Origin of the sequence: Amycolatopsis pittospori, assembly GCF_013870525.1 — a bacterium.
Taxonomy (GTDB): Bacteria; Actinomycetota; Actinomycetes; order Mycobacteriales; family Pseudonocardiaceae; genus Amycolatopsis; species Amycolatopsis pittospori.
In genome coordinates, this window is record NZ_JACBXD010000070.1 from 1 (window position 1) to 26,069 (window position 26,069).

Annotated in this window: 24 protein-coding genes and 1 tRNA gene; 12 read left to right on the top strand and 13 right to left on the bottom strand. The window is 68.4% G+C overall.

Annotation, left to right across the window (positions count from 1 at the left end; genetic code table 11):
* The 3 genes from H5J31_RS29865 to H5J31_RS29875 form a co-directional block, all read left to right on the top strand.
* A partial coding sequence (locus tag H5J31_RS29865; protein ID WP_236005470.1) for a class E sortase occupies positions 1–870 on the top strand: 870 nt, incomplete at its 5' end.
* The gene (locus H5J31_RS29870) at positions 870–1,025 is read left to right on the top strand and encodes a hypothetical protein (RefSeq protein WP_181775998.1); all 156 of its coding nucleotides are present in this window, start codon (positions 870–872) and stop codon (positions 1,023–1,025) included. The genes H5J31_RS29865 and H5J31_RS29870, both read left to right, overlap by 1 nt.
* A gap of 4 nt (positions 1,026–1,029) precedes the next feature.
* Positions 1,030–2,001, top strand: a complete 972-nt coding sequence (locus tag H5J31_RS29875) for an LLM class flavin-dependent oxidoreductase (protein WP_181775999.1) — start codon at positions 1,030–1,032, stop codon at positions 1,999–2,001.
* 3 nt (positions 2,002–2,004) lie between these two features.
* Here the strand turns inward: H5J31_RS29875 and H5J31_RS29880 are convergent, their stop codons facing one another.
* The 3 genes from H5J31_RS29880 to H5J31_RS29890 form a co-directional block, all read right to left on the bottom strand.
* Complete coding sequence (locus H5J31_RS29880; protein ID WP_181776000.1) at positions 2,005–2,397, bottom strand: SCO5389 family protein; 393 nt, start codon at positions 2,395–2,397, stop codon at positions 2,005–2,007.
* A 111-nt stretch (positions 2,398–2,508) separates the two neighbouring features.
* Positions 2,509–3,243 (bottom strand): ABC transporter permease, encoded by a 735-nt coding sequence (locus H5J31_RS29885; protein WP_181776001.1) that lies wholly within the window; start codon positions 3,241–3,243, stop codon positions 2,509–2,511.
* Between the two features lie 15 nt (positions 3,244–3,258).
* Positions 3,259–3,969, bottom strand: a complete 711-nt coding sequence (locus H5J31_RS29890; protein WP_181776002.1) for an ABC transporter ATP-binding protein — start codon at positions 3,967–3,969, stop codon at positions 3,259–3,261.
* Between the two features lie 155 nt (positions 3,970–4,124).
* Here H5J31_RS29890 and H5J31_RS29895 point away from each other — a divergent pair, with 155 nt between their 5' ends.
* Entirely contained in the window at positions 4,125–5,978 is a 1,854-nt protein-coding gene (locus tag H5J31_RS29895; protein ID WP_181776003.1) for a sensor histidine kinase, read from the top strand.
* Positions 5,918–6,580: a response regulator transcription factor gene (locus tag H5J31_RS29900; RefSeq protein WP_181776004.1), complete on the top strand. Its 663-nt coding sequence runs from the start codon at positions 5,918–5,920 to the stop codon at positions 6,578–6,580. Before H5J31_RS29895 ends, H5J31_RS29900 begins: the two co-directional genes overlap by 61 nt.
* A gap of 328 nt (positions 6,581–6,908) precedes the next feature.
* Here the strand turns inward: H5J31_RS29900 and H5J31_RS29905 are convergent, their stop codons facing one another.
* Positions 6,909–8,228, bottom strand: coding sequence for an FAD-dependent oxidoreductase (locus tag H5J31_RS29905; protein ID WP_181776033.1), 1,320 nt, complete (start codon positions 8,226–8,228; stop codon positions 6,909–6,911).
* A gap of 111 nt (positions 8,229–8,339) precedes the next feature.
* On the opposite strand from H5J31_RS29905, the gene H5J31_RS29910 reads away from it, so the two are divergent.
* The 4 genes from H5J31_RS29910 to H5J31_RS40010 are packed head-to-tail and all read left to right on the top strand — an operon-like array spanning position 8,340 to position 10,973.
* On the top strand, positions 8,340–8,984 hold the full coding sequence (locus tag H5J31_RS29910) for an aminodeoxychorismate/anthranilate synthase component II (RefSeq protein ID WP_181776005.1): 645 nt from the start codon (positions 8,340–8,342) through the stop codon (positions 8,982–8,984).
* The gene (locus tag H5J31_RS29915) at positions 8,981–9,793 is read left to right on the top strand and encodes an ATP-binding cassette domain-containing protein (RefSeq protein WP_181776006.1); all 813 of its coding nucleotides are present in this window, start codon (positions 8,981–8,983) and stop codon (positions 9,791–9,793) included. Before H5J31_RS29910 ends, H5J31_RS29915 begins: the two co-directional genes overlap by 4 nt.
* A complete protein-coding gene (locus tag H5J31_RS40005; RefSeq protein ID WP_328701649.1) occupies positions 9,781–10,425 on the top strand; it encodes a hypothetical protein in 645 nt (214 codons plus the stop codon). The genes H5J31_RS29915 and H5J31_RS40005 overlap by 13 nt, the downstream gene beginning before the upstream one ends.
* Positions 10,425–10,973 (top strand): AAA family ATPase, encoded by a 549-nt coding sequence (locus H5J31_RS40010; protein ID WP_236005471.1) that lies wholly within the window; start codon positions 10,425–10,427, stop codon positions 10,971–10,973. Before H5J31_RS40005 ends, H5J31_RS40010 begins: the two co-directional genes overlap by 1 nt.
* Here H5J31_RS40010 and H5J31_RS29925 read toward each other — a convergent pair.
* The 8 genes from H5J31_RS29925 to H5J31_RS29960 form a co-directional block, all read right to left on the bottom strand.
* Positions 10,970–11,107 carry a type II toxin-antitoxin system VapC family toxin gene (locus H5J31_RS29925; protein WP_181776008.1) on the bottom strand — a complete coding sequence of 46 codons (138 nt, stop codon included), beginning with the start codon at positions 11,105–11,107 and terminating at the stop codon, positions 10,970–10,972. The genes H5J31_RS40010 and H5J31_RS29925 overlap by 4 nt on opposite strands.
* Before the next feature lie 247 nt (positions 11,108–11,354).
* The gene (gene pknB, locus H5J31_RS29930; RefSeq protein ID WP_181776034.1) at positions 11,355–13,328 is read right to left on the bottom strand and encodes a Stk1 family PASTA domain-containing Ser/Thr kinase; all 1,974 of its coding nucleotides are present in this window, start codon (positions 13,326–13,328) and stop codon (positions 11,355–11,357) included.
* Complete coding sequence (locus H5J31_RS29935) at positions 13,325–14,620, bottom strand: protein kinase domain-containing protein (RefSeq protein ID WP_181776009.1); 1,296 nt, start codon at positions 14,618–14,620, stop codon at positions 13,325–13,327. Before H5J31_RS29935 ends, pknB begins: the two co-directional genes overlap by 4 nt.
* A gap of 3 nt (positions 14,621–14,623) precedes the next feature.
* Positions 14,624–16,087 (bottom strand): peptidoglycan D,D-transpeptidase FtsI family protein, encoded by a 1,464-nt coding sequence (locus H5J31_RS29940; protein WP_181776010.1) that lies wholly within the window; start codon positions 16,085–16,087, stop codon positions 14,624–14,626.
* Positions 16,084–17,562: an FtsW/RodA/SpoVE family cell cycle protein gene (locus tag H5J31_RS29945; RefSeq protein ID WP_181776011.1), complete on the bottom strand. Its 1,479-nt coding sequence runs from the start codon at positions 17,560–17,562 to the stop codon at positions 16,084–16,086. The genes H5J31_RS29940 and H5J31_RS29945 overlap by 4 nt, the downstream gene beginning before the upstream one ends.
* Positions 17,562–18,956: a PP2C family protein-serine/threonine phosphatase gene (locus H5J31_RS29950; protein ID WP_181776012.1), complete on the bottom strand. Its 1,395-nt coding sequence runs from the start codon at positions 18,954–18,956 to the stop codon at positions 17,562–17,564. The genes H5J31_RS29945 and H5J31_RS29950 overlap by 1 nt, the downstream gene beginning before the upstream one ends.
* Entirely contained in the window at positions 18,953–19,420 is a 468-nt protein-coding gene (locus H5J31_RS29955; RefSeq protein WP_007030429.1) for an FHA domain-containing protein FhaB/FipA, read from the bottom strand. The genes H5J31_RS29950 and H5J31_RS29955 overlap by 4 nt, the downstream gene beginning before the upstream one ends.
* A gap of 158 nt (positions 19,421–19,578) precedes the next feature.
* Positions 19,579–20,832, bottom strand: a complete 1,254-nt coding sequence (locus H5J31_RS29960; protein ID WP_181776013.1) for a DUF3662 and FHA domain-containing protein — start codon at positions 20,830–20,832, stop codon at positions 19,579–19,581.
* Between the two features lie 129 nt (positions 20,833–20,961).
* On the opposite strand from H5J31_RS29960, the gene H5J31_RS29965 reads away from it, so the two are divergent.
* Positions 20,962–21,044: transfer RNA gene (locus tag H5J31_RS29965), tRNA-Leu, on the top strand.
* Positions 21,045–21,237: 193 nt separating this feature from the next.
* Here the strand turns inward: H5J31_RS29965 and H5J31_RS29970 are convergent.
* The gene (locus H5J31_RS29970) at positions 21,238–21,612 is read right to left on the bottom strand and encodes an FKBP-type peptidyl-prolyl cis-trans isomerase (protein ID WP_181776014.1); all 375 of its coding nucleotides are present in this window, start codon (positions 21,610–21,612) and stop codon (positions 21,238–21,240) included.
* Positions 21,613–21,753: 141 nt separating this feature from the next.
* Here H5J31_RS29970 and H5J31_RS29975 point away from each other — a divergent pair, with 141 nt between their 5' ends.
* Entirely contained in the window at positions 21,754–24,990 is a 3,237-nt protein-coding gene (locus H5J31_RS29975) for a penicillin acylase family protein (RefSeq protein ID WP_181776015.1), read from the top strand.
* A 24-nt stretch (positions 24,991–25,014) separates the two neighbouring features.
* Positions 25,015–26,055, top strand: a complete 1,041-nt coding sequence (locus tag H5J31_RS29980; protein WP_181776016.1) for a trans-sulfuration enzyme family protein — start codon at positions 25,015–25,017, stop codon at positions 26,053–26,055.
* The last annotated feature ends 14 nt before the right edge of the window (positions 26,056–26,069 follow it).

Below are 26,069 nucleotides of genomic sequence, written 5' to 3' on the forward strand. Positions count from 1 at the left end.
GAGACCGTCATCTTCGAGCCGGTCGGCGGCGGAACCGCGACCGAGGAACGCCCGCCGCCGGAACTGGGCAAGGGCGGCGTCGCCATCCGGACCGTCGGTGAACTCCTCATCACAGCGGGGCTCGTGGTGCTGCTGTTCATGGTCTACGAGGTCTACGTGACCGACCTGTTCTCCGCGGGCAAACAGTCCGAGGCGAGTTCCGAACTCGACGGCGACTGGTCGAAGGACCGTCAGGTGCAGCCGGAACTGGTCGACGGGAAGGCGTTCGCCCGGATCCACATCCCGACCTTCGGCGCCGACTTCAACTTCACCATCCAGGAAGGCACCACCGAGGCCGCGCTCGAGGTCGGCCCCGGTCACTACAAGGGCACCGCGCTGCCGGGCGAACCGGGCAACTTCGCCGTCGCCGGCCACCGCGTCGGCAAGGGCGCGCCGTTCAACGACCTCGACAACCTCAGCTCGTGCGACCAGATCATCATCGAGAACCAGACCGACTTCTACGTCTACAAGGTGCTGCCCTACAAGGACGAGGTCGAGGGCTGGGCCACCGGCAAGGGCGCCGACCCGAAATGCGCCCGGGTGGGGACGCTGCGCGACCCGAACGCCGTCGACGGCGGTGCCTACGGTGAGACCAACGGCCGCCGCATCGTGTTCCCGACCAAGGGCGACACGGTGAACCCGGTGCCGTACAAGGATCCGGAGATCCTGCCGAAGGCCGAGCAGGTCTCCCTGCTCACGCTGACGACCTGTCACCCGCAGTTCTCCGCGCGGGAGCGGCTCATCATCCACGCGGTGCTGACCCAGCAGGTGCCGAAGAACCAGGTCGCCACCTACAACGAACTGCTGCCCAAGCTCTCGGAGGCGCGCTGATGTACGGCTGGATCTGGCGGAAGCTCCCCGGTCCGTTCGCGGTCAAGCTGACGACGTCGATCGTGCTGGCACTCGGGATCGTGGCCCTGCTGATGTTCGTCGTCTTCCCGTGGCTGGAACCGCGCCTGTGGTTCAACGAAGTCGCGGTCCAGTAGAACGGTGCGATTCGGAGTATTCCTCGTCTCCGGCCGGTTCCCCGGTCAGGAGGACGCCGATGTCCTGCGCCGTTCGGTCGACGCCGCCATCGCCGCCGAACGGGCCGGATTCGACGACGTCTGGTTCGCCGAGCACCACTTCATGCCGTACGGGGTCTGCCCGTCGGCGATCACGCTCGCCGCGCACGTACTCGGCCGTACCGAACGGATCACGGTCGGCACGGCGGTGAGCGTGCTGTCGGTCGCGCATCCGGTGGCGCTCGCCGAACAGTGGTCGATGCTCGACGCGGTCTCCGGCGGACGGCTGCGGATCGGTGTCGGCCGCGGTGGGCCTTGGCAGGACCTCGAGGTGTTCGGCACCGGGGAGGCTCGCTACGAAACGGGGTTCGAGGAGAGTCTCGATCTGCTTCTCGCGGCGATGACCTCGAAGACCGTCTCGGCCTCCGGAGAGCACTTCGCGTTCCGTGAGGTGCCGATGGTGCCGCGTCCGCAACGGGCCCCTCGCCTGGTCGTGGCCTGCGGTGACGCCGGCTCGCGCGCGGTCCGGCTCGCCGCCGATCGCGGGCTGCCGATGCTGCTCGGCCTGCATGCCGACGACGACGTCAAGATCGAAACCCTTGCCGCGTACGGGGATTCCGCGGCCGAACACGTCTCGACGGTGATGTGCCAGGTCGGCGACGACGCCTTGGACGTCGTGCGGTCGGCGTTGCCCGGCTCCCTCAAGGAGGGTTTCGCCGGGCACGTGTACCTGAACGGCAAGCGGGGCCTGGACAAGGATCCGGTGTCCTACACCGACCGGCTGTGCGAGATGCACCCGATCGGCGGCGTCTCGTACTGCGTCGACAGGCTGGGAACGAGCATCCGGCGTACCGGGGTCTCCCACGTGATCATGATGGTGGAAGCGTCCGGTACGCCGGAGGGAACGCTCGAGAACATCGCGCGGATCGGCGCCGAAGTGCTGCCCGCGCTGCGTTAAGCCTCAGCAGTCACGCAGTTCCGGGCTCTGGTTCAGCAGTTGGCCGCGCACCGAGACGAACGCGCGGTAGCGGTCACTGTCCAGTTGGGACGTTTTGAACACGGCGACGCGGTGGCAGTTCTGGAACGCCAGCTTCACACCGAAGTGTCGTTCCAGCCCGCCGCGGATCGCGTCCGAGGCCAGCGCCCGCAGCAGCTGACCACGTTCGGCCTCGCTCGGCGGCGGCGTCTCGTTGTCGGCGAATCCGTCGGACGCGCCCTCGGCCTCCGCGATGACACCGGTGATCACGGTCCAGGCGTACGGCAGGGATTCCCGGACACAGGCGACGAATTCGGCGTCGGAGACCTCCCCGCGCTCGGCCTTCTCGAGCAGGGCGGGCGATACATCCAGAGACATCGAACCTCCGAGTGAGACACAGGTGAACGTGGGCCGTCTACCTGACTACCCACCCGCGGCCCGCGCCACAAGAGAAAACGATCATCATCACCACTTTGGCGGAAACGGCGGTCACTCCCAGCGAAAAACCTTGGCCGCCACTACACAACTGCCCACCGCGAAAGCCGCCAGTACGGCGAGCTGCAGCGGCTGGGCGCCGGTACCGGTCCAGGCGTCTTCGAGGGCTTTGACACCCGGCGGGACGTACGCGCCGATGTTCCGGATGACCTCGGGAAGCAGCGGACGCGGCAGCCAGACGCCGCCGAAGAACATGACCGGGATGTAGGCGATCACCGCGATCCCTCCCGCGGCGCGGCTGGTCTTGGCGACCGAGGCGGCGATCAGGCCGAGGCCGAAGATCGCGGCGGTACCGAGCACGAACGTCAGCAGGAAGCCGAGTGGGTCACGCGGGCTCGGGACGTCGAAGACGACACCGGCCGTCACGAGGAGGATGCCGACCCCGCCGACCGTCACGGCGACGTTGATGATCAGCTGTGCCACCAGCAGTTTGGCCGGGTGTACCGGGGTGGTGGAGAAGCGGCGGAGGATGCCCTGTTCGCGGTAGGACGCGATGATGCCGGGGATCGACTGCAGGCCCATCATGGCCATGGTGAGGACGATCATCGACGGTACCCAGGCGTCGAGGAAGCGCCCGCCATCCGCTGTTTCGCTCTGCGCGCGAATGGCGGGGATCGCCCCGAGCACAGCCGTGATAGCCGTCGGCAGGAGCAGTCCGGAGATGACGAGACCCGGCGTGCGGAGGGCGAGTTTCGTTTCGGTGATGGTGATCTTGGCGAGTGTGTTCATTTCTCGTCTCCCGTCTCAGTCGCGGCCGGTCAGGGTCACGAAGGCATCGTCCAAAGTGGATTTCCCGGCGCGGTCGCGGAGTTCGCCCGGGCTGCCGGTGGCGACCACGCGCCCGGCGTCGAAGATCGCGAGCCTGTCGCAGAGGCGTTCGGCTTCGTCCATGAAGTGCGTGACGAGCAGGACGGTGACGCCGGTGTCGCGCACCGCCTCGACGAGCTTCCAGGTGTCGCGGCGGGCATGCGGGTCCAGACCGGTGGTCAGCTCGTCGAGGACGGCGACCTCGGGGCGGCCGACCAGCGCGAGCGCGATCGAGACGCGCTGCTTCTGGCCGCCGGAAAGCTTGCCGAAGTACTTGTTCCGCTGTTCGGCGAGACCCAGCTTCGCGAGCAGGTCACCGGTGTCGGCGGGGTTCGCATAGAAGGAGGCGTAGAGGTCGAGTGCCTCGTGGACCTTGATCTTGTCCGGCAGGCTGCTCTCCTGCAGCTGGGAGCCGAGGCGCTGCCGGAGCACCGCGTGGTCCTTGCGCGGGTCGAGGCCGAGGACCGAGATGTCGCCGGAGTCCGGCGTGCGCAGCCCCTGGAGACATTCGACGGTGGTGGTCTTGCCGGCGCCGTTGGTGCCGAGGATCCCGAAGATCTCGCCCTGTTCCACGTGGAACGAAACGTCGTCGACCGCGACGTGCTCTCCGTAGGCCTTGCGGAGGTTGGTGACTTCGATGAGTGGCATGCGAAAAACGTTATGGCGCAAGGGATGTCGTCCAGAATGGCGCTGGAACCACAGGTCGGGTGGGCTTTTGCTCCCTCGGGAGTGGTGCTGGACCCACCCCGATCGGGAGCCTGCGGTCACTGTGTTCCGCCTGGTCGGTGGGGAAGACTTCTCGCATGATCCGGAAGTACCTCACCTCGGTGCGCCGCGGCTTCGTGCTCGCGGGGCTGGCGCTGGTCAGCTGGCTGGACCTGCTGCTCGTACTGGTGGGTTTCTGCCTGCTCTGCGTCGGTCTGGTCTTCGCCTTCACGCTGGCGCTCGAGGGAACGCGGCCGCGGGCCGCGCTGACCCGGCGGCTCGCTGGACGCTGGTGCGGGATCGAGGTCGCGTCGCCCTACCGGCCCGCCCCGCCCGCCCCCGAACGGGAGCGCGACGGCTGGTACCGCGACGGGAACAGCCTGTTCAAGCGGTCGTGGTTCCTTCGGCTGACGAAACGATTCGAATGGATCTCCGACGACCCCGCGACCGGCCGCGATCTCGGCTGGCAGCTGTGGAATCCGTTCGCCGGCCTGCTCCTCGTGCCCGCCGTGCTGCTGACCGGACCGCTTGCGCTGCACGCGTACGGGAGCTGGACGCGCTGGTGGCTCGGGCCTCGCGAAGCGCCTAATGGTGGAGAGGGCCGGCTCAAACGGCATCTGAAGGCTCTGGGATTCCAGATGGGCTTGTTCGGGCTTTCGGCCGCCCAGCTAGGGATGGCTGTCCCGATGCTGCTCGCCTTGATCTGGCCCGCGCCGCTGTTCCCGACGCTGGTCGTGGCGGGCCGGACCGTCACGGACACCTTGCGTCGCGAAGCCAAGAACTGGACCGGTGTCCGCATCGATCGCCCGTACCTGCCGGAGCCGCCGTTCCCCGCCCCGAGGGCGGACGGGATGTACCAGCACGGACGGCAGCTCTACGACACGCCGTGGTGGCCGGCGCGGCTGGGCCGGTGGCGCTGGGCCCTGCGTGACCCGGCGACCTGGCGTGACCTGGCGGGCGCGGTGGTCAACTCGGTCGTCCTGCTGCTGATGGTGGTACCGACGGCCGCCCTGGTGTTCCTCGGCTTTTGGGGCGTTCTGGCGCTATGGGTCTTGCGGCCGCTCGCGCAGTGGACGAACACTTCCTGGTCGACGACGCACTGGTTCTCGATGATCGGGCTGCCCGAGGCGACCACACATCTTCAGGCTCTCACGCTGACTCCGGTCGCCATCGCCGCTTTCCTGACCGGACTGGTCGGGACGCCATGGCTGGCCCGTCAGGGTGCGCGTTTCGCGAAGCTGCTGCTGGGGCCGACCGAGGCGTCGAGGCTGGCGCAACGCGTCGAACGACTGAAGCAGACGCGTACGGAGGCTTCGGTCGCGCAAGCCGCCGCGCTGCGGCAAATCGAGCGGGACCTGCACGACGGCGTCCAATCACGGCTGGTCGCGATGGGGATGAAACTGGGCGCCGTCGAAGCGCTGATCGACAGCGATCCGGCCGCGGCGAAACGCCTGGCCGCCGAACTCCGGCAGACGTCGTCCGAGACGCTGACCGAGTTGCGGCTGCTGGTGCGGGGGATTCACCCGCCGGTGTTGTCCGAGCGTGGGCTGAGTGACGCCGTCCGGGCGATGGCGCTGGACAGTCCGCTGCGGGCTTCCGTGAACGGTGTGGTGCCCCGGCTCGAAAAGCCGGCGGAGGCGTGCGCGTACTTCGCGGTCAGCGAGTTGCTGGGCAACGCGGCGAAGCACGGTGAAGCGCGACGGGTGTCCATTGAACTCGGTTACGACGAAGGAGTGCTTCACATCGAGGTGACCGACGACGGGAAGGGCGGCGCGAACGCGGCACGGGGAAGCGGGATTCGCGGGATCGAGCGCAGGCTGGGTGCCTTCGACGGTACTTTTGCTCTGACCAGCCCGCCCGGCGGGCCGACGAAGGCGTCCATGGAGATCCCGTGCCAGCTCGACCCCGATGTGTCGTCGCCGAAGACCAGTACCTCCTCCGAGACGGACTGACACATCTCCTGACCGCACACGGTTTCGACGTCGTCGAGGCCGTCGGGACCGGGCCGGAACTGGAGCGGGCGCTGCGCGAACACCGCCCGGACGTCTCCGTCGTCGACGTCCGGATGCCGCCGACTTTGACCGACGAGGGCCTGCAGGTCTCTTTGGCGGTAAGGCGAGACATCCCCGGACTGCCGATTCTCGTGCTGTCGCAACACGTCGAGCAGCTTTACGCGCGAGAACTGCTGGCCGACGGCGCGGGCGCGATCGGCTACCTGTTGAAGGACCGGGTCTTCAACGCCGACCAGTTCATCGACGCCGTGCGGCGCGTGGCGGGCGGCGGGACCGCGATGGACCCCGAAGTGATCGCGAAACTGGTGGCGGGCAACGCATCCGACCCACTCGCGGCGCTGACGCCGCGGGAGCGCGAAGTGCTCGAGCTGATGGCCGAGGGCTGCTCGAACGCCGCGATCGCCGGGCGGCTGCACTTCAGCGAGGGAGCGGTGGGGAAGCACACCGCCAACATCTTCGCGAAACTCGGCATTCTCGCTTCGGACGACACGAACCGGCGAGTGCTCGCCGTCCTGGCCTACCTGGGCTCTGGCGGTTCGTGATTCCCGCACCCGACTTCGGCGCCCAGGCACGCGAGTTCCGCCTCTGAGCACGCGAGTTCGCCACCCGGCCACAGGCTTGCCGTCCGCCCAATCACGCTTGCCGTCCGTCTGATCACGCATGTCGTCCGTCGGATCACGCGTGCCGTCCGGCCGATCACGCCGGCCCGAACGCCAAGAAGGACCCCACACCGTGGGGCCCTCCATGACGGTTGTCCACAACCGAGCCCGACTGTGGACAACCCAGTCTGACCAGCCTTTTCCCCGCCCCCGGCCGGTAGACTGGGTTCGGGGCCGCCCCCTGGGATGGGTGGGGGGCTGGGTAGGTGAGTTAAGAGCGGGAGATGCGGGTCATTTCGTCGCGTTCGACGACCTTGACGCGGTCACGGCCGTGCGGGGCGCCGAGGGACTTCTCGTGGGCGTCGAGTTTGCCCCAGCCGTCCCAGGTGGTGAAGGGGACGCCGCGTTCGGTGAGGAAACCGAGGATCGCGTCGGGGTCATCGACGGCCGGGGCCGCCAGGTTGTCGGCGTCGGCGAGCAGGCTCGCGATCGTTTCGGCCGCGTCGCCCTTGGTGTGGCCGATGAGGCCGACGGGGCCGCGCTTGATCCAGCCGGTCACGTAGACGCCCGGCACCTGGTCCTCGTCGATGTCCAGCACCCGGCCGGCCTGGTTCGGCACGGTCCCGGTGGTGTGGTCGAACGGGATCTCCGGCAGATGCGAAGACAGGTAGCCGACGGCCCGGTACACGGCCTGGACGTCCCAGTCGTGGAACTCGCCGGTGCCGCGCACGTTGCCGTCACCGGTCAGTTCGGTGCGTTCGGTCCGCAGGCCGGTCACGCGACCGTCCTCGCCGACGACCTCCGCCGGCGAGTGCAGGAAGTGCAGGTGAAGCCGCTTCGGCCGGTCGCCCTGATCGCGGATCGCCCATTCCTGCAGCGTCTTCACGACCATGTCGATCTGCTTCGACGCGCGCAGCGCGGCGATGCTGCCCTCGTCGAACTCGATGTCTTCCGGGTACACGATGACCTCGACGTTCGGCGAGTGGTCCAGCTCGCGAAGTTCGAGCGGCGTGAACTTCGCCTGGGCCGGGCCACGGCGCCCGAACACGTGTACGTCGGTGACGGGGCTGGCCTTGAGGCCCTGGTAGACGTTGTCCGGGATGTCGGTCGACAGCAGTTCGTCCGCGGTCTTCGCGAGGACTCGCGCGACATCGAGCGCCACGTTCCCGACGCCGAGGACGGCGACCGAGGTCGCGTTCAGCGGCCAGGTGCGCGGCACGTCCGGGTGCCCGTCGTACCAGGAAACGAAGTCCGCGGCGCCGTAGCAGCCGTCGAGGTCGATGCCGGGGATGTCGAGCTGCCGGTCGGCCATGGCACCGGTCGAGAAGATGACCGCGTCGTAGTACTGGCGCAGATCGTCGAGTTTGAGGTCGGTCCCGTAGTCGACGTTGCCCAGCAGCCGGATGTTCGGCTTGTCGAGCACCTTGTGCAGGGCGGTGACGATGCCCTTGATCCGGGGGTGGTCGGGCGCGACGCCGTACCGGATCAGCCCGAACGGCGCCGGCATGCGCTCGAACAGGTCGATCGTCACGTCTGCGTCGGACTTGTCGAGGATGTCGGCGGCGTAGATGCCGGCCGGACCGGCACCCACGATGGCTACACGAAGAGAACGGCTCACCCCTACCACGGTAAGTTAGGTTGCCCTAACAATCATTGTGATCTGGCGTACGGTCCACCTGGTGGGAGCCGCTAAGCTGGCGGTATGCGCGTGCTCGTCGTCGACAACTACGACAGTTTCACCTACAACCTGGTCCAGTACCTGGCCCAGCTCGGCGCCGACTGCACCGTCTGGCGCAACGACGTCGTGGAGATCGACAAGCTCGGCGAGTTCGACGCGGTCCTCGTCTCACCCGGCCCCGCGACCCCGGAACGCGCTGGTCAGAGCATGGACGTCGTCCGCAAATGCGCGGAATCCCGGATCCCGATGCTCGGCGTTTGCCTCGGCCATCAGGCCCTGGGCGTCGTCTTCGGTGCCACGGTCGATCGCGCCCCCGAACTGCTGCACGGAAAGACCAGCCGAGTCCACCATTCGGGAGCCGGTGTGCTCGCCGGACTGCCCGCGGAATTCACCGCCACGCGGTACCACTCGCTGACCGTTTTGCCCGAAACCATCGACGAGACCGTGTTCGAGGTCACAGGTCGCACCGAGTCCGGCATCGTGATGGGCATGCGGCACCGCGAACTGCCGTTGGAGGGCGTCCAGTTCCACCCCGAGTCCGTACTCACCGAAGGCGGGCACCGGATGTTGGCGAACTGGATGGCGTCGGCCGGGCACCCGGTCGCCGAGGCCACGGTCGACGAACTCGAACAGGCGACCCGCGCGCTGCAGAAGGCCGCTGCTGCGTGACTTCGCTGATCCGACTCGAAGGAGTCGGTAAGCGCTACGGCCGCGGCGAACCCGTGCTCGACGGCGTCGATCTCGACGTCCCGGCCGGTCGCGTGATCGGCATCCTCGGTTCGAACGGATCGGGGAAGTCGACGCTGCTCAGGATCCTCGCGGCGCTTTCCCGTGAGACCTCGGGAACCGTCGTCGGCAGTCCTCGCGTCGGCTACCTGCCGGACCGCTTCCCCGCCGGGCAGCGAATGAGCGCCAGGGCGTACCTGCGGCATATGGCCCGCATGGACGGCCTTGCCGACTTGTCGTCCATCGGGCCGCTGCTGGACCGGTTGGCGCTGGTCGGCGGGCCGGACGCGCCCTTGCGGACGTTGTCGAAGGGCAACGCCCAGAAGGTCGGCCTCGCCCAGGCCGTCCTCGCCGATCCGGATCTGCTGATCCTCGACGAACCCTGGTCCGGCCTGGACGTCGAGGCGCATACCGTGCTCGGCGAACTCGTCGCCGAGACCAGGGAGCGCGGCGCGAGCGTGGTCTTCACCGACCACCGCGCGGCCGCCGTGCACGCCCACGCCGACGACGTCTTCCGGATGGACGCCGGACGCCTGACCCGCGTCGAATCCGCGGCGAAGGCCGAAACGGCGACAAGGATCGTGCTGCACGGCGCCGGCGGCGACTGGGCGGCGGAACCCGGCGTCAGCCAGGCGGTGGCCGACGGCGAACGGGTCGTCCTGACCGTCGAAGCCGGGCACGCCGACGCCGTCCTGCTGCGTGCACTCAATCGAGGCTTCTCGGTCCGGGAGGTGGCGCCGTGCTCGCCGTGACTCGCTACTACCTCGCGCTCCTCGGCCACTCCCAGCGCTATCTCCCCGCGATCCTCGCCTATCTCGCGGTCAACACCGTGCTCTACACGGATCCGAAATCGCCGCTGCTGCCGCAATACGGGATCAGCGCGGGCTCGCTCCTGGTGGTCTCCTGCTGGCTGACCATCGCGATGCTCGACATCGAGGACCCGGTCCAGCGGCTGATCACCTTCAGCCACGCGCGCCGATGGCGGTCGATCCTCGGCGGCGCCACTCTGGCCGTCTTCGGTTGTGCCTTCGTGCTGACCCTCGTGACGCTGGCGTGGTCGATGATCCGCTCAGGCGGCTTCGACCTCGGCACTCTGGCGCTGGGAGCCGCCGCGCACGCGTTGTGCACGCTGTTCGGGATCGCGATCGGGCTGCCCTGCTCACGGCTGCTCGTCCCGCGCATCGGCTGGTCCGTGCTGGCGGCGATCTTCGCCCTCGCCGCCGTGCTCCTGGTCGAAGGGCTGCCGCTGGCGAACCCGCTGCTGCGCGCGCTGACCTCGGAGCAGCCGCTGGGTGGTCCGCTCGCGGTGGCCGTCGTGGCCGCGGTCGGCGCACTGCTCGTGAGCGTGACGGCCGTCGGGCATCTGTTACGCCGCAACGCCTGATGCCCCGCCTGATCGTGCTCAACGGCCCTCCGGCCTGCGGCAAGTCGACGCTCGCCCGGCGGTACGCCGACGACCGTCCGCTGACGCTGAACCTCGACATCGACAGGGTCCGCGGCCTCCTCGGTGCCTGGCAGGACGACGCCGCGAAAGCCGGCAGACTCGCTCGCGACCTTGCCGTGAGCGCCGCCCGGACGCACCTGACGGCCGGGCACGACGTGATCGTCCCGCAGTACCTCGGCCGCACGGACTTCCTGCGGCGGCTCGAAGCGCTCGCTGAACGGACCGGTGCCGAGTTCCACGAGATCGTCCTGCTCGACACCAAGGAGAACGCCCTCCGCCGGTTCGCCGACCGCACCCGTGCGGCCGCCGAACCCGAGCACGTCGAGGCGGCCGAGACGCTCAGGCGATCAGGTGGGCGGGACCACCTCGCCGAGATGTACGACCGAATCGTGGCGGTCGTCGCCGAGCGGCCGCGGGCGAAGGTCGTGCGGACCGACGCCGGACAGATATCTGAGGCTTACCAAGGACTTCTCGCGGCTCTGGGCTAGCTCGGGTCCGTGGCCACGCTTGCCGGGAGGGCGATCACCTTGACCAGCGGTGCGAGGTCGGTGAAGTCGGCGCCGTCACGGGTGACCAACGGAATCCGATGGGTCGCCGCGATCGCCGCGATGAGGAGATCCATCCGCGGCCGAGCCGCACCATGCACTCCGGCCGCCAGTTCGGCCAGGGTGATCGAACTGATGGCCGCGGGCGCGTCGGGTGCCAGCTCCTCAGGACGAGGTAGGGCGGGACCGCCGATGTGCCGGGCAAGACCGGTTCCGTCACTGCTCCGGCTCTTCGGTCCACGGTGCGGGTCGACATCCGCGAAGGGCCTCTGGCATGGAGAAGGGCCCCGCACGAAACCGTGCGGGGCCCTTCTCGTCAGCCGACTATCCTCCGTTACCCGGTAGGCCCGGGATGCCCGTCCGTGAGCTCGTCGTCGGCGTCTCGTCGCCTTCGACGATGAACAGCGTGATCGGAGCGTTCTTCGCGACCTTCGCACCGGCCTGCGGGTTGGTCTTGCTTACCTTGCCCGCGTCGTCCGGGTCACCGGACTTGTCGGCCTGCGTGTTGATCTGGCCCGACCAGCCCAGCTGCTGCAGCTGCCGGGTCGCCTGTTCCTCCGTCATGCCCTTCAGGTTCGGCATGTCGAAGGTGTCCTGGCTGCCATCCGACACGGACAGCTTGACCACACTGCCGACGGCGAGCTTGCCGCCGTTCGGGGTCTGGTCGATCACCGTGCCCTTGGGCTCGCTGGAACTCGTGGTCGTGACCGAGGGGCTGAATCCGGCCTGCTTCAGCCCGGCTTCCGCCTCCGCCTGCGTCTTGCCCTTGTAGTTCGGGACCGTCTTGAGTTCCTTGGACTTGCCGATGGTGATGTCGACCTTGGAACCCTGGTCGACCTCCGACTGCGCGGCCGGGTTCTGGGAGAGGACCTTGCCCGCCTGGTTCGGGTCGTCGGTCTCTTCCTCGGTGACGGCGCCGCGCTGCAGCCCGGCGCTGGTCAGCGCGGTCTCGGCGTCGGTCTGGCTCTTGCCCTTGAGATCCGGCGTCTTGACCTTGCCCGGCTTGTTGCCGATGGTCAGCGTGATCGTCTCCGAGGTCGGCGTCATCGCGCCTTCCGCCGGGTTGATCGCGATGACCTTGCCGATGGCGTTCTCGTCGCAGGCGGTCACGCCCTTGGCGTCCGGGACCCCGCAGACGACCGGCTTGATTTCCTGCTTGTTGAAGCCCGCGGTCCGCAGCGCGTCCCTGGCCGTCGCCTCGTTCTGGCCGACCACCTTCGGGATCGCCTTGCTCTCCGCGCCGGTGTCCTTGAAAGCACCCGAGAGCCACATGATCAGCAGCACCACGGCCGCCAGCGAGGCGACGATCCCGGCGATCAGCCAAGCGCGGCGCTTCTTCTTCGCGGCCGGGTCTTCGGCGTCGTCCTCGTAGTTGTCGTAACGCTGCGGCACCCGGCGGTCGGAGTCCATGACCTGGGTGCGCTCGTCCTCCGACATCACCATCGGCGCGGACGGACGCTGGCCGGACAGCGTACGGACCAGGTCCGAACGCATCTCCGCCGACGACTGGTAGCGGTTCGCCGGACCCTTCGCGAGCGCCTTGAGCACGACGGCGTCGAGCTCGGGCGCCACGGCCGGGTTGACCGACGACGGCGGGTTCGGGTCTTCCCGAACGTGCTGGTACGCCACCGCGACCGGGGAGTCGCCGGTGAAGGGCGGCTCGCCGGTGACGAGTTCGTACAGCACACAGCCGGCGGCGTAGACGTCGGAGCGTGCGTCGACGGACTCACCGCGGGCCTGCTCCGGCGAGAGGTACTGCGCCGTGCCGATCACCGCGGCGGTCTGCGTCATCGCGGACTGGCCGTCGTGCATGGCGCGCGCGATACCGAAGTCCATCACCTTGACGGCGCCGTTCTTCGTGATCATCACGTTCGCCGGTTTGACGTCGCGGTGCACGATGCCGTGCCGGTGTGAGAAGTCCAAGGCCGCGCAGACGTCGGCCATGACCTCCATGGCCCGCTTCTGCGACATCGGGCCTTCGGTCTTCACGATGTCGCGCAGAGTCCGTCCTTCGACGAACTCCATCACGATGTAGGGGAGCGGTCCGAACTCGGTGTTCGTCTCGCCGGTGTCGTAGACGGCGACGATCGCCGGGTGGTTCAGTGCCGCCGCGTTCTGTGCCTCGCGACGGAAACGTTCTTGGAACTGGGGATCCCGCGCCAGGTCGGCACGCAGGATCTTGATCGCCACCTCCCGGCCCAGGCGCACGTCGTGGCCGTGGTGGACCTCGGACATGCCTCCGTAGCCGAGCGTGTCGCCCAGCTCGTAGCGGTTGCTGAGCAGTCTTGGTGTGCTCATCTCTGCGTGCCGTTCCATTCCGTCCAAGGTGTGCTCATCATGCCTGGATTCGCTTGCCCGGGCCCGATCGATTCGGTCGGCACCGCGGGATACGCGGATGTCGGTTCCTGCCCCGCGGGCTTCTTGCCCGGTGCCGGTACCTGCTCACTCGTGTCCACGCCGCCCGGCTGCTGCGCGTTGCCCGAACCGACCAGTCTCGCGATCAGGAACGCTCCTGCCACCAGTACTGCGATCAGGATCACCGCGAGAAGTACCCACCAACCCCATTGTGGCCGCTTGCCCGGAAGTCTCCGGACGGCCATCGGGGGAGGGCCGGTGACCGGGTGCATCGCCGGATGCGATGCCGGGCCGACGGCCACCATCGGGTTCGCCGGCGAGTGCGGGCCGGGAGGCCCCTGTTGCGGCATCACCGGCTGACCGGTCCCGTAGGCGACGTTGACCAGACCGGACGGCGTCGGCAACGGGAGTCCCGCGCGGACGGCGGCCACCGCCGCCGCGAATTCGCCGCCGCTGTTGTACCGCTGTCTCGGATCCTTGATCAGGGTCGCCTCGATGACCGCGCGGGTACCCGGCGGTACGTCCGGTGGGAGCGGCGGCGGCATGTCGCGGATGTGCATCATCGCGACGGTGACCGCGTTCTCCGACAGGAACGGCCGGTGCCCGGTCAGGCATTCGTAGCCGCAGACGGCCAGCGAGTAGACGTCGCTCGCCGGTTCGGCGTTATGCCCGAGCGCCTGTTCGGGGGCGATGTAGTGGGCGGTGCCCATGACCATGCCGGATCTCGTCACCGGTGCGGCGTCGGCGGCCTTCGCGACGCCGAAGTCGGTGATCTTCACCTGGCCCGCGGGGGTGACCATGATGTTGCCCGGTTTGACGTCGCGGTGCACCAGACCGGTTTCGTGCGCCGCCTGCAGCGCGTTCCCGGCCTGTTCGAGGATGTCGAGGGTGCGCTCGGCGTTCAGCCGTCCTTCGCGCGAGATGATCGCGGCCAGCGGGTCGCCTTCGACGAGCTCCATCACCAGGTACGCGATGGACAGCTCGTCGGCGACCGTCTCGCCGTAGTCGTGCACCGCGGCGATGCCGGGATGGTTCAGCGAGGCCGTCATCCGGGCCTCGGTCCGGAACCGGTGCAGGAACTCCGCGTCGCCGGACAGCTCCGCCTTGAGGATCTTGACCGCGACAGTCCGGTCCAGCCGGGTGTCGCTGGCCTGCCAGACCTCGCCCATCCCGCCGACGGCGATCCGGTTCGTCAGCTTGTACCGGTCGGCCAGCAGCTGACCCGAGGACAGCATCCGCTATCCACCCCCGAGCATCGCGTTGACGGCGGCGCGGCCGATCTCCGCGGCCACGGTGCCACCGGTCGCTTCGAGCCCGCGGTTACCGCCCGACTCGACGATCACCGAAACGGCGATCTTCGGGTCCATCGCCGGCGCGAAGCCGGTGTACCACGCGTGAGGCGGGGTGCTCTTCGGGTCGTTGCCGTGTTCGGCGGTGCCGGTCTTGGAGGCGATCTGGATGTCGGCGCGTTTGCCGGCACCCTTCGTGTTCTCCTCCGACGCCAGCATCATGTCGCGCAGGATCGCGGCGTTCGCGCTGGAGAGCGCGGCGTCGCCGGTCAGCTCGGTCGGCGTGTAGTCCTCGATGGTCGACAGGTTCGGTGCCAGCAGCGACTGCACGAGCTGCGGCTTCATCGCCATCCCGTTGTTCGCGACGGTCGCCGAGAGCAGGCAGTCCTGCAACGGCGTCAGCCGCACGTCGCGCTGCCCGATTCCGCTCTGGAACAGCGACGGCTTCGAGTCGAGTGGTCCGAGGGTGGAGCCCGCGACCCGCATCGGCACGGTCAGATCCTCGCCGACGCCGAAGTTCTTCGCCGTCGCGTTCATCTTGTCCTTGCCGAGCTCGCCCGCGAGTTCGGCGAAGGGCACGTTGCACGAGTACCGCAGAGCGTCGGCGAAGGTGCTGCCCTTGCACGTCGCGCCGCCGTAGTTCTCCAGCGTCGTCTGGGTGCCGGGGAGCTTCACGTTGGGCGCGGTGTTGATCTGCATGTCCGGCTTCTTGCCGTCTTCGAGCGCGGCCGCGGCCGTGATCAGCTTGAACGTCGAACCGGGCGGGTAGGTCTCCGAGATCGCGCGATTCAGCATCGGCTTCTTCGGATCGTCCTTCCACTGCGACCAGGCGGCGATCTGCTCCTTGCCGACGTGCGAGGCGAGCTTGTTCGGGTCGTACGACGGCGTCGAGACCATGGCCAGGATGCGCCCGGTCTTGGGCTCCATCGCGACCACCGAGCCGGTGTAGCCCTTCTGCGTCATCAGGTCGTACGCGGCCTTCTGCACGGCCGGATTGATCGTCAGCCGCACGTTGCCGCCGCGCGGGTCGCGGCCGGTGACCATGTCCGACAGACGCCGGACGAACAGCCGCGGGTCGGAGCCGTTGAGGACGTCGTCCTCGGAGCGCTCCAGCCCACCGGAGCCGTAGTTGATCGAGTAGTAGCCGGTGACCGGCGCGTACATCGGACCGTCGGCGTAGGTCCGGATGAACTTGTACTTGTCGTTCGACGGGTCGACCTTCGCGAGCGCGGAGCCGTCGGGGGTGACGATCAGGCCGCGCTGGCGGGAGTACTCCTCGTAGAGCACGCGCAGGTTGCGCGAGTCCGTGCGGTAGTCGTCGGCTTTGACCACCTGGATGTAGGTGGCGTTGGCCAGCAGGAGCACCACCATGACCAGCATGGCGACACCCACCTTGCGGAGCGGGGTGTTCACGAGGCGCTCCCCTCACCGTTCGCGGACGGCCGCTGGACCATCACCGTGTGCGCTTCGGCGATCGGCGCCTGGGGTTGCTGCGGCTTCGGCCGCACCGCGGGTTTGCGGGCGGCGTCGGAGATTCGGAGCAGGAGGGCCACCAGGATGTAGTTCGCGAGCAGTGAAGAACCACCGCGGGAGAGGAACGGTGCGGTGATCCCGGTGTTCGGGATCAGGTTCGTGACGCCGCCGACGACGACGAAGATCTGCATGACCATGGCGAACGCCAGGCCACCGCCGAGGAGTTTGCCGAAGGTGTCGCGGACCGCGAGCGCGCTGCGCATCCCGCGCATCGCGAGGATCAGGTACAGCATCAGCATCGCGGCGAGCCCGATGAAACCGAGTTCCTCGCCGATCGCGGTGGTGATGAAGTCCGTCTTGGCCTCGGGCACCATGTCCGGCCGCCCGGCGCCGAGGCCGGTCCCGCCGACCCCGCCGGTGCCGAGCCCGAACAGGCCCTGCGCGACCTGGTAGCCGCCGCCGTCGTCGTTGTAGGTGGCGAGCGGGTCGATCCAGTTCCGCACCCGCTGCTGGACGTGCGTGAAGAGGTTGTAGGCGATGATGCCGCCGACGGCGAAGAAACCGACGCCCAGCACGACCCAGATGACCCGCTCGGTCGCGACGTACAACATCATCAGCGTGACGCTGAAGAACAGCAGCGACGTCCCGAGGTCCTTCTCGAACACCAGCACGCCGAGGCAGGCGGCCGCCGCGATCAGGATCGGGCCGAGGTCACGGGCGCGGGGAAGTTCGACGCCGACGATCTTCTTGCCCGCGACCATGAACAGATCGCGTTTCGCCACCAGGAACGAGGCGAAGAAGATCATCAGCAGGATCTTCGCGAACTCACCGGGCTGGATCGAGAAGAACGGCAGCTTGATCCAGACCTTCGCGCCGTTGACCTCGGACAGGGACGACGGCAGCACGGCGGGCAGCGCGAGCGCCACGATGCCGACCAGACCGCAGGTGTAGCCGTAACGGGTCAGCGTGCGGTGGTCGCTGATCACGATCAGCACCACGACGAACAGCACCAGCGAGATCACCGTGAACAGCACCTGCTTGGTGACGTCCGGTGTGTACTCGTCGCCGCGCTGGACGGCGCGTTCCGCCAGCGCCAGGTCGATCCGGTGGATCATCACCAGGCCGAGCCCGTTGAGCAGCGCGACACACGGCAGGATCACCGGATCCGCGTACGGCGCCCAGCGGCGGACCGCCAGATGCGCCACCGTCAGCACCCCGAGGTAGGACAGCCCCAGCCAGATGATCGAGCTGGTGAGCTCCTGCTCCTGGTTCGCCTCCACCAGCACGAGCGCGATGGTGACGATGAAGACGGCGAACGCCAGGAGGACGAGCTCGGTCCCGCGCCGGGTGGGCAGCTCGCGCGGAGGATTCGTGGCGAACTGGGCCGAAGCCGGATCGGCGAGCGGCGTGCTCATCAGTTACCGCCCCCTGGTGCTGCCGTGGCCGGCGTCGAGCAGTCCCTCCCCGCTGGCTGGTTCGCCGAACTCGGCGAGGCGGGGGTAGAAGGGGGAGCCGCCGACGAAGACGCCGGTGGCGGCGGCGACGCGGGAGGCGTGGAAGTCGAGCTGGTGGCCGGCTTGCAGTCGGCCAGCTGCTTGTGCGGACGCAGGAAGTCGTCGATGTACTTCCGGGCGTCGTCGAGATTGTCCTTCTTGACGCCGTTCTTCACCGCGATACGCGCGTCCTCCTGGAGAGCGGGCACCAACAGCTTGTCGGTGCACAGCCCGCCCGGCGGACACGAGCCCTGCTCGTAGGAGTGCAGGTCGATGCCGAGGATGCTGCCGGGGACGCCGCGGTAGATCACGACCTCCTCGCCCGCGCCCTCGCCGACGTAGTACTGGCTCAGCACGAAGTACCGCGTGGCGATCGCCGCCGCGGCCAGCACGATCAGGACGACCACTGCTCCCGCCAGCCAGCGAAATCGCCTCCGGCGCTTGACCTTCGGGTCCTCCTGCTGGGGCTGGACCTCGGGCCGCGGCTGCGGCGCGGGCTGGGTCAGCGCACGGGCGCGGGCCGCGGGGGAGTCGCCCTGGTGGAACTCGTCACTGCCGTCCCCGGCGGCGCCGCCCACGATGGGCGCGTCCTCACCGAAGTCGACGTCGACGACGTCGGCGATGATCACCGTGACGTTGTCCGTGCCGCCGCCCTTGAGCGCCAGCTCGATCATCCGGTCCGCGCAGGCCTGCGGATCCGGGATCTGGATGGCCTCGGCGAGCGTCTCGTCGCTGACCATGCCGGACAGACCGTCCGAGCAGATCAGGTAGCGATCGTGGGCGCGGGCTTCGCGCACCGTCAGGCTCGGCTCGACCTCGTGACCGGTGAGCGCCTTCAGCAGCAGCGACCGCTGCGGGTGCACCGCGGCCTCTTCCGGCGTGATCCGGCCCTGTTCGAGAAGTTCGTTGACGAAGCTGTCGTCCCGCGTGATCTGCGAGAACTGGCCGCCGCGCATCAGATACGCCCGCGAGTCGCCGACGTGCACGACACCCATCCGCGAACCGGCGAACAACACGGCGGTCAGGGTCGTGCCCATCCCGTCGAGGTCCGGGTCCTGCTGGACGAGCTCGGCGATGGCCGCGTTGCCGTTCTGGACGGCCTCGCGCAGCTGAGCGAGGAGATCGTCGCTCGGATCGTCGTCGTCGAGCGGCGCGAGAGAGGCGATGACGACCTTGCTGGCCACTTCACCGGCGGCGTGGCCGCCCATACCGTCGGCGAGGGCGAGCAGGCGGGGACCGGCGTACACGGAGTCCTGGTTGCTGGAACGCACCAGGCCCCGGTCGCTGCGAGCCGCGTAGCGGAGGACGAGAGTCATGGGCGAAGCTCGATCACCGTTTTGCCGATCCGGATGGGGACTCCGAGCGGGACCCGGAGGGGTGCCGTGACCTTAGCCCGGTCGAGGTACGTCCCGTTCGTCGAGCCCAGATCTTCCACGTACCAATCCTCCCCGCGCAGGGCGATCCGGGCATGCCGGGTCGACGCGTAGTCGTCGTCCAGCACCAGGGTCGAGTCGTCGGCGCGGCCGATCAAGATCGGCCTGCCGTCCAAGGCGATCCTGGTGCCTGCCAGCGCGCCATGGGTCACCAGCAGCTGCTGCGGCGACTTCCCGCCGCGCGGCTTCTTGTTTTCCTTCTTCTTGCGACCGAACGTCGGAACGGCGACTCGCAGCCCGGAGGCCGCGTAGAGGTCCGAACGGACGACGCGCAAGGCAGCGAACACGAAGAGCCAGAGCAGCACGAGAAAGCCCACTCTGGTGAGTTGAACGACCAGCTCTGGCACTTGTTGTGTCCGCTCCCGTTTCTCCTGTACGCCGCGGAGAGCCCGTGCCGTCCGGGATGGTCGGCTCCGAACGGCCTAGCTCTCCGCACGACCTGAAGTGCCGATCCACCGCAGGTCCCGCACCGCAATTCTGCGGTACCCCCTCCAGACGCCGCCGGTCAGCCCTGCGTACGGAACACGAGAGACGAGTGGCCCACGCGGATCACGTCGCCGTCGGCGAGCTGCCAGGTCTGCACCGGGGTGCCGTTCACGGTCGTCCCGTTCGTCGAACCGATGTCCGCGAGCGTCGCGCTCTGGCCGTCCCAGGTGATCTCCAGATGACGACGGGAGACCCCGGTGTCCGGGAGCCGGAAGTCGGCGTCCTGGCCACGGCCCACGACGTTCCCGCCCTGCTTCAGCGAGTACGAACGGTTCGAGCCGTCGTCCAGCTGCAGGCTCGCGGCGAGCTGACGACCGGCCGCCGGCTGGCCGCCATAACCGCCACCCTGCGCGTACGGGTCCGCGGCGGGCTGGCCGTACGCCTGCTGGCCGCCGCCGTACTGGTCGTAACCCGGCTGCTGCGCCTGCCCGCCGTACTGGTCGTACCCGGGCTGCTGGGCGCCACCGCCGTAACCCTGGTCGTAACCCGGCTGCTGCTGGCCGCCGTACTGGTCGTAGCCAGGCTGCTGCGCCCCGCCGTAACCCTGGTCGTAGCCGGGCTGCTGCTGCTGGCCGCCGTACTGGTCGTAGCCAGGCTGCTGCGCGCCGCCATAGCCCTGGTCGTAGCCGGGCTGCTGCGCCCCGCCATATTGGTCGTAACCGGGCTGCTGGGCGCCGCCGTAACCCTGGTCGTAGCCGCCCTGCTGCTGGCCGCCATAACCCTGGTCGTACCCGGGCTGCTGCTGGCCAGCCTGCTGTCCGTAGCCGTACTGGCCCTGCTGCTGGCCGTACGGGTCACCCTGGTCGTATTGGCCGTAGCCGGGGGGCTGGCTCATTGCTGGGTCTCCTGCGTTGCTGGGTCGTGCCGACCGTGACGAACCTTCGGCGCCAGGGGGAATGACGTCGGGATCGACGGACGAACGGGTCTTGAACTGTCCAGTATGCAGCGCCTCGTTGCGCTCGAGCGAAACTACGACGTCACCATAGGTGTCCCAACCGTGCTCGGCGAGGTGTTCCTTGACCGCCTCCGCCAACACCGACGTGACCCGCCGCTCGTCTCCGGCCATGCGCTCGTGATCAGCCTGCCCCAACGACACGATGTAGTGGTTGGGAGCGAGCTGTCGACCACCGGCCAGCTCACGAACGTTCTCCTCGCTCTCGCGCTCAAGCGCCACCGCCACTTCCTGAGTGACGACGTTGCCACCGAACATGCGCGCGAAGGTGTTGCCCACAAGATTCTCGAGCCGCCTATCAAAGCGCTCTACGCGGCCCACCGGGCAACCTCCTCACACGTGTGCTTCCCCTGCGATCCTATCTGGGTACGGCCAGTCGGACACGGCCCCCGGTGAAACCCGTGAAACCAGCCTGCTACGCTTTGCGAGCTGTCAGAGAATGAAGCACTCGGGCGAGTGGCGGAATGGCAGACGCGCACGGTTCAGGTCCGTGTGTCCGAAAGGACGTGAGGGTTCAACTCCCTCCTCGCCCACTCTTGTTCGAAGGCCCCTTCGCTCCGCGACGGGGCCTTCTTTCGTGTGGTCGTCGCTCGTCGGCTCCCCGGGGGCCGAGCCCCCGGACCCCCACGGTGCGTGGCGTGGCGGTTGGCAGGTGGGTTCGGTTCGGGCAAAGTCCGGGCAAAGAAAAGACCCGGCCGGGGCCGGGTCTTTTCTTTGTTCTGTGGGTCAGTTCACGCCGATCAGGTCGACCACGAAGATCAGGGTCTCGTTCGGCTTGATGACGCCGCCGGCGCCGCGTTCGCCGTAGGCCAGATGCGGCGGGATGACCAGCTGTCGGCGGCCGCCGACCTTCATGCCCGCCACACCCTGGTCCCAGCCGGGGATGACCTGACCGGCGCCGAGGCCGAAGCGCAGCGGCTCGCCGCGGTCCCAAGACGCGTCGAACTGGTCGCCGGTCGAGTGCGAGACGCCGACGTAGTGCACCGAGACGGTGTCGCCGGACTTCGCCTCCTGGCCGTCGCCGACGGAGATGTCGGTCTTCTCCAGGTCGGTGGGCGCGGGCCCCTCGGGGCGGTCGATCTGGGGCTTTTCCAAAGACATGTCCATAAGCTACATCCGCTGGTCCCGGGTCCGCAGGGCGAGTGTTCCGCCGAACGGTGGCAAGAACGCGAATAGTCTTCACAAATTTGGATACCCGTGGGTAGTGTGCGCCTCGTCACTCTCCGACGACGGAGGTCTTTCATGCGACGAGGCATACGGGTCCTGACGACATTGGCGGGGCTGACGCTGGTGGCGGGAACCGTTCCGGCAGTGCAGGCGAACGCGGCGGAATCCCCGGCGAACTCCGTCGTGGCGGCCGCGCTCGACGACTACTGCGGCGGCCAGTGTTCCGACATCCTGCCGCCCGGCACCAAGGGCAACGCCACCCTCGCCGAGATCCTGGCGAACAAGGCGCTCGGTACCCGGCCCGCGCATTCCGCCGATCAGCTCGGCAGGTACGCCTCGCTCGCCGACGGCTACAAGACGCTGACCACCGACAAGATCAACCAGTTCTTCAACGACGCCTCGTTCGGCGTCCCGTCCGGCCAGGTCGAGAGCACGATCAAACCGCGTGCGGACGTCACGATCACCCGCGACAAGGCCACCGGCGTTCCCCGCATCGTCGGCACGACGCGGCCGGGCACGATGTACGGCGCCGGATACGCCGCCGGCCAGGACCGGCTGTGGCTGATGGACATCATGCGCCGTGTCGGCCGCGGCCAGCTGACCTCGTACGCCGGTGGCGCGCAGGGCAACCGCGAACTCGAGCAGAGCTTCTTCGCGTCGGCGCCCTACACCGAACAGGAACTGCAGAAGCAGATCGACAACGCCGCGGCGAGCGGCCCGCGCGGCGCGCAGGGCAAGGCGGACGCCGAGGCCTACGTCCAGGGCGTCAACAAGTACATCTCCGATTCGCACAGCGGCCGCTACTTCCCCGGCGAGTACGTCCTCACCGGGCACGTCGACGCGATCACCAACGCCGGGACCATCGAGCCGTTCAAGCTGACCGACCTCGTCGTGCTCGCCGCGGTGGTCGGCGCACAGTTCGGCGCCGGCGGTGGCGGTGAGGTGCAGAACGCCATCGCGAAGATGGCGATGCAGGAGAAGTACGGACTGGAGCAGGGCGACAAGGTCTGGAAGAGCCTCCGGTCCGAGGACGACCCGGAGACCGTCAAGACGCTCCACAATGGACAGAACTTCGACTACGGCAAGGCCCCGGCGAATCCGCAGGGCGCCGCGATTCCGGACAAGGGAACGGTTTCCGGCCAGCAGCTGGTCTTCGACCCGACCGGTTCGGCCGGGACGGCGACGCCCGCCAAGGTGGACGTCTCCGCGCCCGACGACCAGAAGGCCGTCCGCGGCATCTTCGACGACGGCGTCCTGCCCGGCAACATGCTCAACGAGAAGCACGGCATGTCCAACGCGCTGGTCGTGTCCGGCGCCAAGACCGCGAGCGGGCACCCGGTCGCCGTCTTCGGCCCGCAGGCCGGCTACTTCGCGCCGCAATTGCTGATGCTGCAAGAACTTCAGGGGCCGGGCATCAGTGCGCGCGGCGCCTCCTTCGCGGGCATCAGCATGTACGTGCTGCTCGGCCGCGGTAAGGACTACTCGTGGAGCGCGACGTCGGCGTCGCAGGACATCACCGACACCTACGCCGTCGAACTGTGCGAGCAGAACGGTTCCGCGCCGACGAAGAACTCCGGCTTCTACCGCTTCCGCGGCCAGTGCCTGCCGTTCGAGATCGTCGAGCGCAAGAACGCCTGGAAGCCCACGATCGCCGACGGGACGGCGGCGGGTTCGTACACCCTGCGCAGCTTCCGCACGAAGTACGGACCGGTGACGAGCCGGGCGCTGGTCGGCGGCAAGCCGGTCGCGTACGCGTCGCTGCGGTCGACCTTCCAGCACGAGATCGACACGATCATCGGTTTCCAGAAGTTCAACGACCCCGACGCGATCAAGTCCGCACAGGACTTCCAGGCCGCGGCGGCCGACGTCAACCAGACCTACAACTGGTTCTACGCCGACTCCCGCGACGTCGCGTACTTCAACTCCGGCTCGAACCCGGTCCGCAATCCGAACGTCGACCCGGCCATGCCGGTGAAGGCCGACGCCGGATTCGACTGGCAGGGCTGGAACCCCGACGGCAACCTCGCGAACTACACGCCGTCGTCGCAGCATCCGCAGTCGGTCAACCAGGACTACTACATCAGCTGGAACAACGCGCAGGCAGGCGGCTACGCGGCCAGCGGCGCGGACAAGAGTTCCGTGCACCGCGGTGATCTGATCGACGCACGGGTCAAGAAGATGATCTCGAATGGCACCAGGGTTACGCGGGTGAACCTCACGCAGGCCATGGAAGAGGCGGCGCTCGCCGACCTCCGTGCCGAGAAGGTGCTGCCGGAACTGTTCAAGGTGATCGACAAGGCGCCCGTGACCGGTCCGGCCGCGGACGCGGTGGCGAAACTGAAGACGTGGCTCGCCGCCGGCGGGCTGCGCTCGGAGACGTCGCCCGGTAGCAAGGCCTACGCGAACGCCGACGCGATCCGCATCATGGACGCCTGGTGGCCGCTGCTGGTCAACGCCCAGTTCAAACCCGGCATGGGCGACGCCGCCTACGCCGCCATGGTGGGTGTGCTGAAGATCAACGAGTCGCCTTCCGGCTGGCAGAACGAGGTTCCCGGCAAGCACGTCGGACAGTCGCACGCCGGTTCGTCTTATCAGGCCGGCTGGTGGGGCTACGTGCACAAGGACATCCGGTCGGTCCTCGGGCAGAACGTCGCCGGTCCGCTGCCCGTGAAGTACTGCGGAGGCGGTGACGTCACCGCCTGCCGCCAGGTGCTGCTCGACTCGCTGACGCAGGCGGCCGCGCAGCCCGCCAACACCGTGTACCCGGGTGACGGCGACTGCGGCGCGGGAGACCAGTGGTGCGCCGACACGATCATCCACCGGGCGCTCGGCGGCATCACGCAGGACAAGATGAGCACCCAGAACCGGCCGACCTTCCAGCAGGTCGTCGAGTTCCCGGCGAAGCGCGGCGACAACATCGCCAATCTCGCCACCGGCCGCTCGGTCAGCGCGAGCAGCCACGAGACCGGTTGGTACAACTCGCCGCCGTCCAACGCCATCGACGGCAACGCGACGACCCGCTGGGCGAGCGACTGGAGCGACGACCAGTCGATCACCGTCGACCTCGGCTCCGTGCAGCGCGTTTCCCGCGTGATGCTGCATTGGGAGTCGGCGTACGGGAAGGCGTACAAGGTGCAGGTCTCGTCCGATGGGACGAACTGGCGGGACGCGGCGTCCATAGTGGAGGGAGACGGCGGGCAGGACAACGTCGCCTTCGAGGCCGTGGATGGCCGTTATGTACGGATGGCCGGAGTCCAGCGCGGCACGAAGTACGGCTACTCCCTCTACGAATTCGAGGTGTACGCCCACTAGCGGGGCGACGGTTACGGTGGCGGGGTGAACACGAACGACTGGTCACCCCGCACCCTCGCCGTCGCCGCCGGACGCCCCGAAGGCCCCGGTGAGCCGCTGAACGTGCCGATCGTCGCGGCCAGCACCTTCGACGCCGGCGCCGATCGCGCGTATTCGCGCGAAAACGGCACGCCGACCTGGGAAGCGCTGGAGGCCGCGATCGGCGCGCTCGAAGGCGGGCACGCCACCGCGTTCGCCTCGGGGATCGCGACGCTCAGCGCGGTGGTGGACACACTGAAGGTCGGCGCGAAGGTCTGCGTCCCGACGTTCAGCTACGCCGGATCCCGCGGACTGCTCGCGCACGCGCACCGCACCGGCCGCGTGGTGGTCACCGAGATCGCGCCGGACGACACGGACGCGTGGGTCGCCGCCGCGGACGCCGACCTGCTCTGGCTCGAATCCCCGACCAACCCGACCCTCGACGTCATCGACATCGAGACGATCGCCGCGGCGGCGAACGGCCTGGTCGCGGTGGACAACACGTTCGCCACCCCGCTCGGTCAGCGGCCGCTGGAACTCGGCGCGGACATCGTCGTGCACAGCGCGACGAAACTCATCGGCGGCCACAGCGACCTGCTGCTCGGCCTGACGATCGCGGCCGACGAAGCCGTCGCGAAGGAGCTGCGCGACGCGCGCACCAGGATGGGCGCGACGCCGGGAGCGCTCGAAGCGTGGCTCGCCCTGCGCGGCCTGCGGACGCTGCCGGTCCGGCTGGCCGAGCAGACGCGCACGGCCGCCTTGCTGGCGGCGCGGCTGCTGGACCACCCCGCGATCACCCGGGTGCGGTATCCGGACTCCGGCACGATGATCGCGTTCGAACTCCCGGACGCCCAGATCGCGGACAAGGTCATCGGATCGCTGCGGCTGATCCGCGCGGCCACCAGCCTCGGCGGCGTCGAGAGCCTGGTCGAGCGGCGGGCGTGGCTCGCGGGCGACGCCCATGTGCCCGCCGGACTGGTCCGGTTCAGCGTCGGTCTCGAAGATCCGGAAGATCTCTGGACGGATCTGGCCTCGGCGCTCGGCTAGCGCCTTAATCTGGA

What these genes read in the sequence shown, in the direction of transcription:
- H5J31_RS29925 (WP_181776008.1), bottom strand. Translation starts at nt 11,107, where the DNA reads ATGGATCTCCTCATCGCGGCGATCGCGGCGACCCATCGGATTCCGTTG.
- H5J31_RS29870 (WP_181775998.1), top strand. Translation starts at nt 870, where the DNA reads ATGTACGGCTGGATCTGGCGGAAGCTCCCCGGTCCGTTCGCGGTCAAG.
- H5J31_RS29885 (WP_181776001.1), bottom strand. Translation starts at nt 3,243, where the DNA reads ATGAACACACTCGCCAAGATCACCATCACCGAAACGAAACTCGCCCTC.
- H5J31_RS29975 (WP_181776015.1), top strand. Translation starts at nt 21,754, where the DNA reads ATGCGACGAGGCATACGGGTCCTGACGACATTGGCGGGGCTGACGCTG.
- H5J31_RS29935 (WP_181776009.1), bottom strand. Translation starts at nt 14,620, where the DNA reads ATGCTGTCCTCGGGTCAGCTGCTGGCCGACCGGTACAAGCTGACGAAC.
- H5J31_RS29890 (WP_181776002.1), bottom strand. Translation starts at nt 3,969, where the DNA reads ATGCCACTCATCGAAGTCACCAACCTCCGCAAGGCCTACGGAGAGCAC.
- H5J31_RS29895 (WP_181776003.1), top strand. Translation starts at nt 4,125, where the DNA reads ATGATCCGGAAGTACCTCACCTCGGTGCGCCGCGGCTTCGTGCTCGCG.
- pknB (WP_181776034.1), bottom strand. Translation starts at nt 13,328, where the DNA reads ATGAGCACACCAAGACTGCTCAGCAACCGCTACGAGCTGGGCGACACG.
- H5J31_RS29950 (WP_181776012.1), bottom strand. Translation starts at nt 18,956, where the DNA reads ATGACTCTCGTCCTCCGCTACGCGGCTCGCAGCGACCGGGGCCTGGTG.
- H5J31_RS29945 (WP_181776011.1), bottom strand. Translation starts at nt 17,562, where the DNA reads ATGAGCACGCCGCTCGCCGATCCGGCTTCGGCCCAGTTCGCCACGAAT.
- H5J31_RS29880 (WP_181776000.1), bottom strand. Translation starts at nt 2,397, where the DNA reads ATGTCTCTGGATGTATCGCCCGCCCTGCTCGAGAAGGCCGAGCGCGGG.
- H5J31_RS29910 (WP_181776005.1), top strand. Translation starts at nt 8,340, where the DNA reads ATGCGCGTGCTCGTCGTCGACAACTACGACAGTTTCACCTACAACCTG.
- H5J31_RS29970 (WP_181776014.1), bottom strand. Translation starts at nt 21,612, where the DNA reads ATGTCTTTGGAAAAGCCCCAGATCGACCGCCCCGAGGGGCCCGCGCCC.
- H5J31_RS40010 (WP_236005471.1), top strand. Translation starts at nt 10,425, where the DNA reads ATGCCCCGCCTGATCGTGCTCAACGGCCCTCCGGCCTGCGGCAAGTCG.